Origin of the sequence: Aphanothece sacrum FPU1 (assembly GCF_003864295.1) — a bacterium.
Taxonomy (GTDB): Bacteria; Cyanobacteriota; Cyanobacteriia; order Cyanobacteriales; family Microcystaceae; genus Aphanothece_B; species Aphanothece_B sacrum.
Genome location: NZ_BDQK01000016.1, coordinates 62,097 through 78,012 on the forward strand (window position 1 = coordinate 62,097; position 15,916 = coordinate 78,012).

The window sequence follows — 15,916 nt, forward strand, 5'->3', positions numbered from 1 at the left end:
TATATAGCATATCAGAGCTAAGTAGTCGGACATAAATAAACGACTCTGTATTAAGAAATATTAACCCCTCGTCCAGTCTGTCCATAAGCTTGCCAAGCTAAATCTAATAAACCATTAACAATAGCCACAGCAACCACCGCACTCCCTTTACGACTATCAACCGTAATATGAGGAATCTGAGAGTCTTGAAGTCGTTCTTTCGCCACATCCGCCCCAATAAACCCGGCCGGTGTTCCAATGACCAAGGCCGGTTTAATCTGTTCTTCTTCTACTAACTCTACCAATGATGTTAAACAAGTTTGAGAGTCACCGATAACAAAAATAGCTTCAGGATAACGTTGAGCAAGAGTTTCCATTCCCCAAGCGGTTTTAGTTTTAGTTTTTTGTGGCCGGGTAATAGTTTGGGTACTACAATAGACTGGATTAGCAAAAGTTTCTTGTAAATTAGGCACAATTCCTACTTGTACCATTGGCACATCAACAATAATAGTACAACGAGCTGCTAAAGCCGCGGCCCCTGATGAAAAGGCAGATTCAGAAAACCGTAGCAAGGAAAGATATTCAAAATCTGCCGTTTGATAGATAACCCGACGGATAATCTCATATTCCGCCGGGGAAAAGGAAGTATCACCGATTTCATGGTCAATGATGGCCAAACTTTGAGCGTCCGTCAGATGCCATTCCATAATCTAAGTATTGGAGGTATTTGGTTGATTAAGTAGAGGAGAAAGATAAGCCACCAGTACCCCTAAAGCAAAACCCATTATGTTGCGAAACAAGGGCAACCAATCAGAAGTACGAGTTACCACTGGCCCGATACCAAAAGAGATAAACAAGATGCCCCAAAGAGGTGACATGATTAAAGCCCATTGCCAAGCAAAAACTTGGCCTTTTTTACGAGGAATCCCCGCAAAACCACAAACTAAACCGCCGACAATGGAGGTGATTAATGTAAAAATCCACTGTTCTTTAGGTAATCCAGGAACAACAGCGCAACCCCCTTTGACCAGACAACCTTTAATGGTGTTTAAGGAATCCATAATAGCTTTATTGTCCCCATTATCTCGCACATAATACATATTGCCAAAACGAGATTGTAGTTCAATCCAAAAAGTTCGAGGTAATAAATTATAGACATCATCCCCAATACTAAAGGATAAGAGATTACCACCACGAGAGTCCGCCACTAATAAAATACTTTTGTCGTCCAATCCCCAAAAATTGATCACCGCACGACCAGGAGAACGATCATATTGGGTTAAGACCCTTAATCTCCATCCTGTTTCTTCCTCAAAATCTTTGATGTCTTTGATGAGAGAGTCTTCTTGGACATCGGGGAGAAAATTCGCTAAATCTACCACAGGGGTGACTTTCTCCGGCAAAAGTTCAGGATTATTGACTGCCCAAGCAGGAGGAACAGCTATCATCCAACTGGTTAGACTTATACAACAGGTAACAAGAATCATTAGGAGACTCGAAAGACAACGTTTCTGCATAGCAATCGTGCTGACCGATAATAATAGTGAACCGTTTCCTTAATATAATCAATATTAGATTTCTTTACAATTATTTACATTAAAATTAAGCTTTGGTTGATCACGATTCATCTTTTAGGTTTTGTCCTAAACTCCGTCGATTGTAAGGATAGCCATACCATGTCTCCCAAGCAGCTTTAAGTCCGGCTGTTACTCGACGAGTTCCCCGTTGCACCCGATTAACTTGTTGTTTAGTATTATTAAGGCTTTGATCGACTTGTTTAACAATATCCGAGGCACTTTTGACCCCTCGATCAAGTTCGTCGGTTAATTCAGTAATTTCTAATCCGGTTAAGCGAATAGATTCTAAGGTAGGGGGAAATTCTTGTCGTAGGGTATCAAAAAGCTTTTCCGCACTACGAGATGCTCGCCCTAATTCTTGCAGCGCAGGTACAGCAGCTATTAATACAGCAGTTAAACTAACAGCAACCAGTAGCAAAGAGCATCCAAGCCAAAATAGAGGGTCACTCACAGGTTTTTTCTCTCAAGATGGTTTTGGGGAGGACGAGGATTTGACTGTCATCTCACGAGGGGATGAAGTTTCTTGAATCTCTCTTTGAGAGGCTTCAAGTCCGGCCGAGACGGTTTCTTTCAGTCGGGTCAGAGTATCATTCCAGTTGGTCTGGGCCGATTCAGATAAACGATCAGCTTGAAACTGCACGGTAGTCGATAAATCTTCGGCTATTTCTGGGAGTGCATCGGCTGATTTTTTTAAGATCTGTCGGGTTTCTTTTCCTGAACGCGGGGCCATCAAGATCCCTGCTACCGTTCCGAGAAGACCCCCAAAGACCATTCCTACTATAAAAGTACTATTATTGTTATTTTTAGACATCATTAAAACTCAGTGAACTGTGAACTGCTACATAAAACTTTCGCGGAAGAAAGATAGGGGATTTAAAGCCCCTACGACCAACTTTCCTGTCAGTGTTCGTTATTTTCAGCCCCAACCCGCTTTTCTATAGGAATATAAGGCATATTATGAGAACCAACATATACTTGAGTGGGACGGAAAATACGGTTAACCGCTAATTGTTCTTTCCAATGTGCCAACCATCCGGCTACCCGTGCGATCGCAAAAATTGGCGTAAATAAATCAGTAGGAATGCCTAACTTACGATATACCAACCCAGAATAAAAATCTACATTCGCATAAATCCCTTTCTGACCGAATTTTTCCTCAACCACTCTTTCTAATTCCAGGGCAATTTCATAATATTCATCACGCCCTGTCTCTTCAAATAACTGTTCTGCTAAGCCTTGTAGAATGGTAGCGCGGGGATCTTTAACCTTATAAACCCGGTGTCCAAACCCCATGATTTTTTCCTTATTAGCCACACGTTTTTCGATGTAAGGACTCACCTTTTCCACTGAACCAATTTCTTCTAACATGACTAACACTTCTTCATTGGCCCCCCCATGTAACGGCCCCGCTAAGGTTCCTACGGCTGAGGCGATCACCGCATAGGGATCAGTTAAAGTAGAAGCTGTTACCATGGCCGAAAAGGTTGAGGCATTCATCGTATGCTCAGCGTGTAGAGTCAAACAGACATCAAACACTTTAGCGGCTAAAGCATTGGGCTTTCTTTCCGTTAGCATATAAAGAAAATTCGCCCCATAGTCTAACTTATCATGGGGTTGAACCGGGTCATTTCCCCTACGCATTTGATGGAAAGCAGCCACCATGGTCGGAATTTTCGCCAATAAGCGGACAACTGCTTGTCGAATATATTCAGGGTCATCTAAAGCCCGACGGGCGTAAAATAACCCTAAAGCGGCCGCTGAAGTTTGTAGTGCGTCCATAGGGTGTCCCGTCTCAGGAAAACACTTCATCATGTCGCGGATACGATATTTGACGCGACGATGATATCGAATTTCTGATTCAAAGGCTTCTAGTTGACTTTGAGTGGGGAGTTGATCCCAAATCAATAGATAGGCACATTCAAGAAAGCTGCTCTTATTGGCTAATTCTTGGATGGAAATGCCCCTATATTCTAATATACCGTCTTGGCCATCAACAAAACTAATACTCGATTTAGCGGCGGGGATATTCTCCAACCCTGGTATATATTCACATGCATTCATTGTTCTTCCCTATTACCTGCGAAACTCAACTTCAACTGTCTGAAAGTTAACCTACCCTAATTTCGCCCCTAGTTCCCAATTTCGCCCAAATGCTTTAATCATTGACTTAGAGTAACCATTTTGGAGAAGTTAATAAAAATAATTCCCCTTGACCAATGGGTGTGACTGTTTGAGGTAGGGTTAGTCCGATAATTCCTGCTTTTTTAACCGTAATTTTGTCTCTAGAACTGCCCCAAATCAATAATTCTGCCCACTCACCGAGATCGGGTTGATGACCGACTAGGGCTAGGCTATGTTCATCTTTATTGTAGCAGGAGTTTAACCACCAATTTACCCAGGCTTGGAGGGAACCACCAGGCGCAAGGGGAGCAAATTCGCTGATTTTTTCGCTTAGTTTGGCTTTTTGTAAAATTTCGGCGGTTTCCCAGGCTCTGACTAATGGGCTACTTAAAATTATATCAAATTTGACTCCCATTTCTCCTAACTTTTGCCCAATTTCTGTGGTTTTTTGTCGTCCTTTGTCAGTTAAGGGACGGGTTTCATCTTTAATATCTTCGTTGCGTTCTACCGCAATTCCGTGACGAATTAGATATATTTGGGTCATGATAGCTTGTTTAGTCATTGATAATGGATAATTGTTCGTGGGATATTTTCGTCGGTTGGGTTGAGGAACGAAACCCAACACGAAAAAAGACGGGAGCTTTTCCGCCCCGTCGTTTCAACACGGGGCGGAAAAGCGACGCGAGCGGATTTATCCGCCGTCTCAGTGTCTGTCATGATGTGGGTCATTAATATAAGCCATTACCTTTGCTGTACTAACTTTACCAGAAGTGTCATAAAAATAGCTTTTTGTCCAATACGTTAACATAAATATTATCCCATTAACGCTTAGTAAATCAAAATGTTTGGATGCCAGCAAGTTTTAATTAAAACAGACAAAGATACAAAAGCAATTATTGAATATCTATGTCGTGAGTCAAATAGTTTATATAACTGTTCTGTTTATTATGCCCGTCAAATCTGGTTTAAGACGGGGAAGATTGTTACTGGATTTGATTTAACGAAAGAAATGAAATCTAATCCTCACTTTAGGGCTGGATATGCTTCATCAATGCAGCAGACTTGTTTAAATGTCGGTGAATCTTTTAAATCTTTTAAGCAACTGTTAAAAAAATCTCTTAAAGGAGAGTTAAATCAAAAACCTAATGCACCCAAGTACCGTAAAAGTGGAGGATTATTTACTGTTACCTATCCTAAAAAATGGTTAAAGTTAATAGACGGTAACGTAAGGTTTCCACTAGGAAATCAAGTCAAAGTATGGTTTAAACTGACGGAATTCCTTCTTCCTTTTCCTATCAATTTAAAATGGGAGTCAATCAAAGAAGTCAGAATAGTTCCTAGAAATGGTTGTCTTTATGCAGAATTTGTTTATAAACAAATACTTGAATACCGACAAATACAACCCGTTGACGCAACTAAGGTGAGCCAGTCCGGTCTTGGGGGTTTCCCCCAAGAGGAACTGGCGGTGCTAGGGATAGATCACGGATTAAATAATTGGTTAACTTGTGTTTCTAACGTCGAAACCAGCTTTATTATTGATGGAAAACATCTTAAATCGATTAACCAATGGTATAACAAACAAGTAGCGACATTAAAACAAGGGAAACCAAAAGGATTTTGGTCAAGAACTTTAGCTCATGTTACCGAAAAACGTAATCGGCAAATGAGAGATGCCGTTAATAAAGCAGCAAGAATAGTAATCAATCATTGTCTTATTAATGGCATCGGCACTATTGTTTTTGGCTGGAATCAAGGTCAGAAAAACGAGTCAAATATGGGAACAAAAAATAATCAAAAGTTTGTACAAATTCCCACAGCTAAACTTAAAGAAAGAATTGCTCAACTTTGCGAACAATATGGTATTAAGTTTGTTGAGACGGAAGAAAGTTATACCTCAAAAGCTTCTTTTTTAGACAACGATGAGCTACCTAAATATGGTGAAAAACCCGACGGGTGGCAGTCTTCAGGAAAACGAATTAAGCGCGGTTTGTATCGTAGTGCTGATAATTGGTTAGTCAACGCCGATTGTAACGGTAGCGCAAATATTCTAAGAAAAGTAAAGGCAATGCTTAAATTAGATTTGAGTAGAGTTATTAGAGGCATCTTGACAATGCCCATCAGAATTAGATTTTGGTCTAAGGCTGTGCCAGAATCTGCGTCGCTTTAGCGCGCAGAGTGTCAAAACAGTTAAATTTTTATGAAGTGATGACAATTGCTCAACAAAAGTGTAACAATAGATACAGAAATGCTTTTTAGCATTCTGGATTTTTGTCCTGCTTAACCGAACTAACACAGTTGGGCAATGAGGGGAAACCGCAAATTAACAGTATTATTTTGTGGGATCAGTTACGACTATCAACCCCTCATCTTATATCACAGGGATCAGGAAATAAATGAGGGGTTCATTATATACAAAGTTAAAAAATGTGATTTTTACATAATTTTGAGACTTTGAAACTACTTTTTAGTCCAGGAATCATTACCGCAATTTTTTTTAGCTTACTGACCAACTTTAATCTAGGGAATATCACCATGCAATCATTAGACTACGGTTTTAATTATGATAACGGAACAAAAGCATTAGAACGATATCAGGGGCAAAATTTACCCCATCATTATCCTAGACATATGCGCCAAGCACAACCTAGATTATCTCGTCAAGAGCAAAACATTGCTTATGATTTTTCTGCGATGAAAATAACAGAAAGTATCCCTAAAATGGAATATATAGCACCAGCAGAAATGTGTTCCGTTCCGGTAAATAATTCAGAAAAAGTAGCTGTTAATGATCTGACTAAAACTCATTTTCAAAATATTTACCATAGCCTAGAACATCGACTCAAAGTTGCTCAATCTCAAGGAGATAAATTTTTAATAAATCTCTTAGAAAATGAGTCTCAGACCTTAGATTTTCTTTGTTTAGATTGTTCCTAACATTACTTCAGCAAAATTATAGCAACTACCAGTAAGTCCCATAGAACCATATTGTTTACCTGTTTAGTATTACCCTGACTTTTTATTGTGATTCACTATCAAAAGTTGAATTAATCTCATGATTATTAATTTGAGAAAAAGGATTATGAAAAAGAGAACCTGTTTGTGGTGGTAAAGTAGGATCACCTAAAACTTCTGTTAATCCTTTCATAACACCCGTTACAGGAATAGCTAAAATTACCCCTAAAAGTCCTCCAATTTTAGCCCCAAGTAAAAGGGCAATAAAAATCACAACTGGGGGAAGTCCCGTTAAATTACCCATGATTCTAGGGGCAACTAAATTATCTTTAATTTGTTGAATTCCGATGGCTAATCCTAACACTTGAATCGCTAACCACCAATCAATAAAAGCTAAAATAATTGTCACAGTTCCAATGCCTAAAGTTGCTCCAATAAAAGGTATAATTTCCATAGCCCCAATAAAGACAGCAAATAGTAAAAAGAAAGGAATTTTTAAGAGACTAAAAGCAATTGTTAGGGTAGTAGCCATAAACAAACCTAATAATAATTGTCCTGTAACAAACCGTTGTAAATTTTTCTCTAAAGTACGGGTTAAAACATCTCGAATTTGAGGAGAGAAAAAACTCGTTACTCCTCTCCAAATTCTTTCTCCATCTAATAACATATAAAAAGAAATAACCAAGAGAACAATTAAATCAACAAACCAATTAACTGTACCAACGACTAATCCGAAACCCGTAGAAGCAATAGCCTTTGTTTGCTCTTCAATTTTAGCTAATAGTTGTGAAGTCAAAAATTGAACATCAATCGGTAAATTTCGTGCCTTACTCCAGGCTTGAAAATCTATTAATTGTCCTTGTCCTTCTTCCAGTAAATCTGGTAAACGAATAATTAATTGACTACCTTGATTAACCACAGGAGGTAACAAAGTTATGGCTAAGAAACCAATGAGAAAAATTGCTCCTAAATAGACGATAACTGCCCCCAAAGGACGAGGGAATAAAGGTTTTAACGCTAAGACAGCATAATTAAGTAAAAAAGCAATTAAAGAAGCACTTAGAATTAAACTAATTAATCCTCCAATATAACTAAGAGTTTTTACCGTTAACCAACCCGTCACTAAAATCAGTAACCAAGTAATTAAAATTTTTTGAGAACGAGAAAATAAAGAATTCATAAATTAATTGACCTATTTTTGACATCTAAGATAAACCAGACATTAAAGGAAGCTGATAAGCATCAAATCCAGCATGATTAAGAGCATCTACTGTTGTAGTCTCATTTTGTACCCAATAGTTTAGACCTAAGCGTACAAATTGTCGTTGTTTACCCTTACCAATAATAGCGATTATAGGGGTTTTCGCCTTACTTTTATCCCCTGATTGTTCCTGAATAATCCCTTTTAAACTATTTTGAGAAACTCTATTTGTTGCTTGTTCAAGTGTTAAATTAATCATCACCATTTTAATATTGTCTATCATTTCTGCATCGTCAATAAGAATTTGTACTTTTTCATCTTTCATGTCAATTTTACCCCAAATAATTAGGTAAATATCTTCTCTAAGTAAATCTTTGATGCGTTGATAAGTTTCAGGAAAAACTACGCCTTCTGATTGACCAGAAGCATCTTCTAAAGTTAAAAAAGCCATAGGATCTCCCTTTTTAGTTGTATGATGTTTAATCATAGTAATCATAACAACAGCACTAATTTTTTGTTTATTTTTTTGCTCTTCTAAGGTACTCAAATTAACAGGGGATAAAATTTGAGCAGATTTTTGCATAGCTTTTAAAGGATGTTCAGAAACATAAAATCCTAGATGTTCTTTCTCCAATTTTAGTTTTTCTGGTAAAGAAAAATCCTCAGTTGATGGCGCACTTGGAGCTTGATCAAACTCACTATTTTGGTTATCATTATTTAGACCAATATCAAAAATATTCATTTGCCCACTTTCTTTCTCTTTTGCTCGTTTTTGACTCCAAGGAATAACTAGATCTAAATTCTTAATTAATTGTTGTCGGTTAGAATTAATTTTATCAAATCCTCCACAATAAATTAAAGTTTCTAAAGCCCGTCGATTAACCACTCGCAAATCAACAAGAGAACAAAAATTAGCTAAAGAACTAAATTTTCCTTTGGCCTCCTCTCTCGCTTTTAAAATATTTTCAATCGCCCCTTCTCCTAAATTTCTCACCGCCGATAAACCAAACAAAATCTTATTACCAATAGGGGTAAAATCTTTTTGAGAATGATTAATATCCGGAGGTTGGACATCAATACCCATTTTTTGACAATTTTCTCGATATTTTTCGACTTTATCTTGATTATCACTACTTGCCGTCAATAAAGCCGTCATATATTCCACTGGATAATTAGCTTTTAAATAGGCGGTTTGATATGTGACATAAGCATAAGCTGTCGAGTGAGATTTATTGAAACAATTAGAAGCAACTAAACCATTTACTAACAAAAAATTATGATCTGTTTCGACTCCAATATCGTAAACAGATTGAAACCCTAAAGATTTGGAACTAATAATTTTAACCATTGTCTTTGAATTAATGATACCCTAAAGAAAATTGACGGTTATTTTGACTTATTATAGAACCATTCGTCTATCAGACACTGATGCCGCAGGAGTCGTTTATTTTGCCTCCCTGTTGTCTATTTGTCATGAAGCTTACGAATCCTCCCTAGAAACGGCAGAAATTGACCTAAAAACCTTTTTTCGTGACCCTCAGATGGTCATTCCCATCGTTCACGCAGAAATTACTTTTTTTCAACCTCTTTGGTCTGGCGATCGCCTCAAAATTGACCTAACTGCGGTACAATTAAATCAGACAGAATTTGAGATTAGTTATAAAATTTTACTCTCATCCTCTGATGATAAATCTATAGCCCAAGCTAAAACTCGGCACGTTTGTATTAACCCAACTAGCCGTCAAAGAGTCCCTCTATCGGAGTCAATGGTTAAGTGGTTAAGCTAAGACGCATTTAAACAGGGTATTTGGTTGTTTAGTACAAAAGATTAAACTCCTTCTCCGGTGCTCCCTTTGCTCCGGCGCTCCCCTGCAATCTCAACTAGCAATTTATATGCTTAACAGCTTAGCTTGCCAAAACTAGCTTTTAGGGATAAAAACAGAAGGGAAAAATCGGCTCAAATCTACTTATTTTTTCTCCTTGGATAAGCTGTAATACCTAGACAAAAAGTAGCAAATCGAGTAAGCTATCAATGGATCTTCGCGTCAATTTATTACGCCGAGGTTTGACGATTAGAATCTATGCTTTTCAAAGCATGGAGACTTCAAGAATAGCTATATTTCATGAGGAGTAAGTCACTTGAAAAAGGTAGAAGCAATTATCCGACCCTTTAAATTAGACCAAGTTAAAATTGCTCTTGTCAACGCGGGAATTGTTGGGATGACAGTTTCAGAGGTACGGGGGTTTGGTCGTCAAAAAGGACAAAAAGAACGTTATCGGGGGTCAGAATACACCGTTGAATTTTTGCAAAAGCTAAAACTAGAAATAGTTGTTGAAGATAGTCAAGTCGAGATGGTCATCGAAAAACTGATCGCCTCTGCTCGAACTGGTGAAATTGGTGACGGGAAAATCTTTGTTTCTCCTGTGGATCAAACTATCCGTATTCGTACCGGAGAAAGCGATCTCGAAGCCATTTAACTTCGTAGGGGCGGATAACCATTGGCCCCTATTATACTTCACTTCCTCGTAATTGAGGCAATAACAGGGCAAATGCTTGCCCCCGATGACTCACTTCCCGTTTAATCTCTGGGTTCATTTCGGCAAAGGTTTGTTGATATTGGGGAACAAAAAAGAGCGGATCATAGCCAAATCCCCCTTTTCCTCTCGGTTCCGCTAAAATTTCCCCCCGACAAATACCTTCTGTTTCCCAGACAATTGAACCATCAGGAGACGCGATCGCAATGGCACAAATAAATTGAGCTTGTCGATTCTGATTATTGCCTAATTCTTTTAATAATCGTTCAATTCTTTGTTCATCTGTCTGACCATATCGCGCTGAATATATACCAGGTGCGCCATTTAGTGCATCTACTGCTAACCCTGAATCATCCCCAATGGCCCACTTTCCTAAGGATTTAGCTACTTGAGAGGCTTTTAAAGCGGCATTTTCCTGAAAAGTTGTGCCTGTTTCTTCAATATCTAATTCTTTTGGCTTTAATTCTAATTCCCAATCTAATACCGTTAAATACTCGGCTATTTCTTCTAATTTACCAGGATTACTGGTAGCAACAATTAATTGTTTCATCGTTTTTTTTGACTTGTTAGTATTGATTAAGCAAAAAAGCTCGGAACTATTGACTCTCGATTGACTTCTTTTCAAGAATAGACGTTCTTCGCCCCTTGCGGAGAATGCTCTTGTCACCAAGAATCGCTGGATACCTCTGGGGGTTAAGTCTATTGGCCGCCAGAGGGTTTTTTGCTACTATACAACTTTTCCCATAAATCAGGACGACGTTTTTGAGTACGTTTTTTTTGTTCTTCTAGTCGCCATTTAGCGATCGCTTGATGATTACCTGAACGCAATATTTCTGGAACTTCCCAATCCCGAAAAACCGCAGGTCGAGTATATTGGGGATAATCAAGTAAACCTTCCTGAAAACTTTCCGCCTTAAGAGACTCCTCTTTACCCACCGTTCCAGGTAACAAGCGAATCACTCCGTTAATTAAAGCTAAAGCCGGAATTTCCCCACAAGTTAACACAAAATCCCCCAAAGAAATCTCCCGATCCGCCAAATAACGAATACGCTCATCAACTCCTTCATAATGTCCACAAATCAAGACTAATTGCTGCTTTTGTGTGGCTAATTCCTGTAAAATAGATTGATTGAGAGGACAACCTTGAGGCGTAAGCAGAATAACTTCCCTTTTGGGAAGAACACTCAAAGATTCAACAGCCGCAAAAATGGGGTCTGGTTTAAGAACCATTCCTACCCCACCTCCATAAGGTATATCATCAACCCGATGGTGTTTATCGAGAGCAAACTGTCGAGGATTGACTAAATTAACCTTAGCGATTTCCTTAGCGATTGCCTTTCCTAAAAGTCCAGACTCAAGAGGTGAAGCGAAAAAATCAGGAAAAAGAGTGATAACGTCAATTTGCACAGGAATGACTCAAACTGTCAGGAAATATAATCTAAATTTTAGGTTTAGGATAATATTATAGCTTAAAATAGACGAAAGAACAGCAAACACAAACAAAGACTAAAATGCCGCTAAAACATTTTTATGTAGCAGTGTCAATATGTAATAATTATTAAGACTTTAGGTTTAGACCAGTAGAAAACTGGACTATCCCAGAGACCGAAAGCAATTCGGATAAGTTGTCAAAGTCAAACATCTAAGCAAGTTGCCACGACTCAACAGACAAACTGGGACTAACAAAAACTTCACTTGGGAAAGCCAAGAAAAATCAGCAAGAAAAATGAGCCAAATAAGGCTTAGCTGAAGGCTAAAGGGGCAAACAAGAGAAGGTAAAAGGATTTAAAGTCAGCTTATATTAACATTATCAAAAAGATTATTACGTTAACCTGACAATCTGAATTTTTCTTTTTGCTTAAAAACGATATCATGTTGCATCTAGAGACTCAATCCCACGAAAGCCCCATGTTCCAATCGACAACAACTGCTATTTTAGTCATCGGCGGTGCCGAAGATAAAGTACACGGCCGAGAAATTCTACAAACATTTTGGTTCCGATCAGGGGGAACCGAATCTACCATTGCCATTATTCCCTCAGCCTCTAGAGAACCCGTTCTCATTGGAGAACGGTATCAGCAGATTTTTGAAGAAATGGGAGCCAAATATGTCAAAGTCCTAGACATACGCGATCGCGCCCAAGGAGAAGAACCTTTCTTCCAACAATATATCGAAGAATGTACCGGAGTCTTCCTGACAGGGGGAGATCAACTCAGATTATGCGGTTTATTAGCTGATACTCCCCTAATGGAACGAATTCGTCAACGAGTCCAACTCGGAGAAATTAGTTTAGCAGGAACCAGTGCTGGAGCAGCCGTCATGGGACATCATATGATAGCAGGAGGTAGCAGTGGGGAATCTCCTAATCGGGCCCTAGTAGATATGGCCATGGGACTAGGGATAATTCCTGAAATGATTGTAGATCAGCATTTTCATAATCGTAACCGCATGGCCAGGTTATTAAGTGCCTTATCAAGTCATCCTGAACGTCTTGGTATCGGTATAGACGAAGATACCTGTGCCATGTTTGAACGAGATGGCATCATTCGTGTGGTGGGACGAGGAACCGTTACCATTGTAGATGGACGGGAAATGACTTATACCAATCAAAGTGAAGTTGGAGCGAATGATCCCCTAAGTCTACATAACCTGCGACTTCATGTGTTATCCCACGGGGACGGTTATCATCTTCATCAACACCAATCTATTGCTAAAGTAAGTGTTCCCATCGAATCAACTTAACTTAAGAAAGATAAACTGTTCATTATGAACAGTCAGTTAGTCCTAAAAGACTAGACAATTGAGAATAAACGGCTTCTTTGTGCTTCCCAGTGTGGATCTGAAAAACGGCAACCATGAAAATTATACGAACCCTGACTCTACGCGGCCCCAACTACTGGAGTATACGGCGCAAAAAACTCATCGTAATGCGCCTTGACTTGGAAGAACTCGCACAGAAGCCCTCCAACGATATACCCGGATTTTATGATGGTTTGATCAAGGTATTACCAAGCTTGGTTGAACATTTTTGCGCTCCAGGATATCGGGGTGGCTTCTTACAACGAGTCAAAGAAGGCACTTATATGGGCCATATCATCGAACACGTGGCCCTAGAATTACAAGAATTAACGGGAATGCCCGTGGGATTTGGTCGCACTAGGGAAACTGATACCCCAGGGACTTACAACGTCGTCTTTGAATATGTAGATGAACAAGCAGGGCGTTACGCAGGACGGGCCGCTGTTCGTCTTTGTCAATCAATCGTAGATACGGGAACCTATCCTCAAGAAGACTTAGAACAAGATTTAACCGATTTAAGAGATCTACGGGCCAATGCGTCCCTGGGCCCCAGTACAGAAACCCTGGTTACAGAAGCAGAAGCCCGTCAAATCCCTTGGATGGTACTAAGTGCCAGAGCAATGGTACAACTTGGATATGGAGTGCATCAAAAACGCATTCAAGCTACCTTAAGTCAAATGTCAGGCATTTTAGGGGTAGAACTCGCTTGTGATAAGGAAGGGACTAAAACTATTCTCCAAGACTCAGGAATCCCTGTTCCCCAAGGTACCACTATCCAATTTTTTGAAGATTTAGAAAACGCGATCGCCGATGTGGGAGGTTATCCCATCGTCATTAAACCCTTAGACGGGAATCATGGACGAGGTATCACCATTAATATTAGCAATTGGGAAGAAGCCGAAGAAGCCTATGATTTAGCCGCTAAAGAGTCAAAAACCCGTAGTGTGATCATTGAACGTTATTATCAAGGAAATGATCACCGTTTATTAGTGGTAAACGGGAAATTAGTGGCGGTGGCTGAACGAACTCCGGCCCATGTGATTGGAGACGGGAAACATACCGTTGAAGAATTAATTGAGATTACTAATAAAGACCCCAATCGAGGGGAAGGCCATGATAAGGTTCTGACGAAGATTACGGTAGATAAACTCTCTTTAGGGGTACTCGAACGTCAAGGTTATCGTCTCAATACCATTCTCAACAAAGGAGAGATTGCCTATTTGCGAGCAACCGCTAATTTAAGTACGGGAGGCAGTGCTATTGATCGTACTGACGAGATTCACCCGGAAAACCTCTGGATTGCAGAACGGGTGGCCAAGGTGATTGGCTTAGATATCGCCGGAATCGATGTGGTAACACCTGATATTAGCAAACCATTACGAGAAGTTAATGGGGTTATTGTGGAAGTAAATGCTGCTCCAGGGTTTAGGATGCACGTGGCCCCTAGTCAGGGATTATCTCGCAATGTGGCCGCCCCGGTGATGGATATGTTATTTCCCCCAGACAGTCCTACTCGTATTCCTATTGTGGGTGTGACCGGAACTAATGGAAAAACCACTACCACCCGTCTAACGGCTCATATCTATCGTCAAACGGGCAAAATCGTCGGTTATACCACCACCGATGGCATTTATATTGGGGAATATTTGGTTGAAAAAGGGGATAATACAGGGCCTCATAGCGCCCATGTTATTCTCAAAGATCCCACAGTGGAAGTGGCAGTGTTAGAGACAGCTAGAGGGGGAATACTTCGCTCCGGTATCGCTTTTGATGTCTGTGATGTGGGCATTATTTTGAATGTGGCAGCCGACCATTTAGGTTTGGGGGATATTGATACCATTGAGCAGATGGCCAAGGTTAAGGGGGTATTAGCTGAGGTAGTTAGTCCTGATGGTTATGTGGTCTTAAATGCCGATGATCCCTTAGTTTCGGCCATGGCAGAACGAGTCAAGGCGAAAGTGGCTTACTTTTCCATGAGTCCCGATAACCCTATTATTGAAAATCATCTCCGTCGTGGTGGATTGGCTGCCGTCTATGAAAATGGCTATCTCTCCATTTTAGAGGGTCAATGGACTCTACGGATTGAAGAAGCGACTAATGTTCCCATGACTATGGGAGGCATGGCTCCCTTTATGATTGCTAATGCTTTGGCGGCTTGTTTAGCTACCTTTGCTCAAGGGGTAGACATTGAAAAAATTCGTCAAGGGGTGAGAACCTTTAAAGCGTCGGTCAGTCAGACTCCTGGGCGGATGAATTTGTTTAATTTGGGCAGTTATCACGCTTTAGTTGATTATGCTCATAATCCGGCCGGATACGAAGCGGTGGGCGGTTTTGTTAAGAACTGGAAAGGAGAACGGTTAGGGGTTGTGGGAGGCCCTGGCGATCGCCGAGATGAGGATTTAATACTGCTGGGAAAAATTGCGGCCCAAGTGTTTGATCGTATTATTGTTAAAGAAGATGAGGATAAACGAGGAAGGGATAACGGCGAGGTAGCAGATCTGATTATTAAGGGGATTGTTCGAGAAAATTCTAACATACCCTACGAAATCATTTTAAATGAAACAGAAGCCCTAGAAACTGGTTTAGATAAGGTTAGTCAGGGGGGATTAGTAGTGATTTTCCCTGAAAGCGTTACTGGAGCGATTTCGGTGATTAAAAAGCGTAATCCTCTGGCGGATGACAGTCTGTAAATCTTGGAGGTGAAGTAAGGATGTTTTACTGTGATCGGCTCCGCAATGCCTTCGGCGATCGC

At 39.9% G+C, this 15,916-nt stretch carries 16 protein-coding genes and 1 pseudogene; 6 read left to right on the forward strand and 11 right to left on the reverse strand.

Annotated features, from left to right (window positions below; translation table 11 throughout):
- Window positions 1-50: 50 nt before the first annotated feature.
- From AsFPU1_RS18320 to AsFPU1_RS18350, 7 genes and pseudogenes are all read right to left on the reverse strand, one after another.
- A complete protein-coding gene (locus tag AsFPU1_RS18320) occupies window positions 51-686 on the reverse strand; it encodes a precorrin-8X methylmutase (RefSeq protein WP_124978662.1) in 636 nt (211 codons plus the stop codon).
- Between the two features lie 3 nt (window positions 687-689).
- Entirely contained in the window at window positions 690-1,466 is a 777-nt protein-coding gene (locus tag AsFPU1_RS18325) for a TPM domain-containing protein (protein ID WP_227873683.1), read from the reverse strand.
- Window positions 1,467-1,596: 130 nt separating this feature from the next.
- On the reverse strand, window positions 1,597-2,007 hold the full coding sequence (locus tag AsFPU1_RS18330; protein WP_124978660.1) for a DUF948 domain-containing protein: 411 nt from the start codon (window positions 2,005-2,007) through the stop codon (window positions 1,597-1,599).
- A gap of 12 nt (window positions 2,008-2,019) precedes the next feature.
- Window positions 2,020-2,367, reverse strand: coding sequence for a YtxH domain-containing protein (locus AsFPU1_RS18335; protein WP_124978659.1), 348 nt, complete (start codon window positions 2,365-2,367; stop codon window positions 2,020-2,022).
- Window positions 2,368-2,456: 89 nt separating this feature from the next.
- The gene (locus tag AsFPU1_RS18340; RefSeq protein ID WP_124978658.1) at window positions 2,457-3,617 is read right to left on the reverse strand and encodes a citrate synthase; all 1,161 of its coding nucleotides are present in this window, start codon (window positions 3,615-3,617) and stop codon (window positions 2,457-2,459) included.
- Between the two features lie 106 nt (window positions 3,618-3,723).
- The gene (sixA, locus tag AsFPU1_RS18345; RefSeq protein ID WP_124978674.1) at window positions 3,724-4,221 is read right to left on the reverse strand and encodes a phosphohistidine phosphatase SixA; all 498 of its coding nucleotides are present in this window, start codon (window positions 4,219-4,221) and stop codon (window positions 3,724-3,726) included.
- A 159-nt stretch (window positions 4,222-4,380) separates the two neighbouring features.
- Window positions 4,381-4,473: pseudogene (locus AsFPU1_RS18350) on the reverse strand (IS200/IS605 family transposase); the annotation flags it as partial.
- 45 nt (window positions 4,474-4,518) lie between these two features.
- Between AsFPU1_RS18350 and AsFPU1_RS18355 the strand changes: the two are divergent.
- Together AsFPU1_RS18355 and AsFPU1_RS18360 are read left to right on the forward strand one after the other, a co-directional pair.
- Window positions 4,519-5,844 (forward strand): RNA-guided endonuclease InsQ/TnpB family protein, encoded by a 1,326-nt coding sequence (locus AsFPU1_RS18355; RefSeq protein WP_124978657.1) that lies wholly within the window; start codon window positions 4,519-4,521, stop codon window positions 5,842-5,844.
- A 365-nt stretch (window positions 5,845-6,209) separates the two neighbouring features.
- A complete protein-coding gene (locus AsFPU1_RS18360) occupies window positions 6,210-6,611 on the forward strand; it encodes a hypothetical protein (protein ID WP_124978656.1) in 402 nt (133 codons plus the stop codon).
- Window positions 6,612-6,693: 82 nt separating this feature from the next.
- Here AsFPU1_RS18360 and AsFPU1_RS18365 read toward each other — a convergent pair whose 3' ends face one another.
- Both AsFPU1_RS18365 and AsFPU1_RS18370 read right to left on the reverse strand, forming a co-directional pair.
- Window positions 6,694-7,809, reverse strand: coding sequence for an AI-2E family transporter (locus AsFPU1_RS18365; RefSeq protein ID WP_124978655.1), 1,116 nt, complete (start codon window positions 7,807-7,809; stop codon window positions 6,694-6,696).
- Window positions 7,810-7,834: 25 nt separating this feature from the next.
- Window positions 7,835-9,178, reverse strand: coding sequence for a helix-hairpin-helix domain-containing protein (locus tag AsFPU1_RS18370; RefSeq protein WP_124978654.1), 1,344 nt, complete (start codon window positions 9,176-9,178; stop codon window positions 7,835-7,837).
- Between the two features lie 40 nt (window positions 9,179-9,218).
- On the opposite strand from AsFPU1_RS18370, the gene AsFPU1_RS18375 reads away from it, so the two are divergent.
- Both AsFPU1_RS18375 and AsFPU1_RS18380 read left to right on the forward strand, forming a co-directional pair.
- Entirely contained in the window at window positions 9,219-9,617 is a 399-nt protein-coding gene (locus AsFPU1_RS18375; protein WP_124978673.1) for an acyl-CoA thioesterase, read from the forward strand.
- 352 nt (window positions 9,618-9,969) lie between these two features.
- A complete protein-coding gene (locus AsFPU1_RS18380; protein WP_124978653.1) occupies window positions 9,970-10,308 on the forward strand; it encodes a P-II family nitrogen regulator in 339 nt (112 codons plus the stop codon).
- Window positions 10,309-10,339: 31 nt separating this feature from the next.
- Here AsFPU1_RS18380 and rdgB read toward each other — a convergent pair whose 3' ends face one another.
- Both rdgB and trmD read right to left on the reverse strand, forming a co-directional pair.
- A complete protein-coding gene (rdgB, locus tag AsFPU1_RS18385) occupies window positions 10,340-10,915 on the reverse strand; it encodes an RdgB/HAM1 family non-canonical purine NTP pyrophosphatase (RefSeq protein ID WP_124978652.1) in 576 nt (191 codons plus the stop codon).
- A 149-nt stretch (window positions 10,916-11,064) separates the two neighbouring features.
- Window positions 11,065-11,772 (reverse strand): tRNA (guanosine(37)-N1)-methyltransferase TrmD, encoded by a 708-nt coding sequence (gene trmD / locus AsFPU1_RS18390; RefSeq protein WP_124978651.1) that lies wholly within the window; start codon window positions 11,770-11,772, stop codon window positions 11,065-11,067.
- Window positions 11,773-12,237: 465 nt separating this feature from the next.
- Here trmD and AsFPU1_RS18395 point away from each other — a divergent pair, with 465 nt between their 5' ends.
- The gene (locus tag AsFPU1_RS18395) at window positions 12,238-13,107 is read left to right on the forward strand and encodes a cyanophycinase (RefSeq protein ID WP_124978650.1); all 870 of its coding nucleotides are present in this window, start codon (window positions 12,238-12,240) and stop codon (window positions 13,105-13,107) included.
- Window positions 13,108-13,220: 113 nt separating this feature from the next.
- Window positions 13,221-15,854 (forward strand): cyanophycin synthetase, encoded by a 2,634-nt coding sequence (cphA, locus tag AsFPU1_RS18400; RefSeq protein WP_124978649.1) that lies wholly within the window; start codon window positions 13,221-13,223, stop codon window positions 15,852-15,854.
- The last annotated feature ends 62 nt before the right edge of the window (window positions 15,855-15,916 follow it).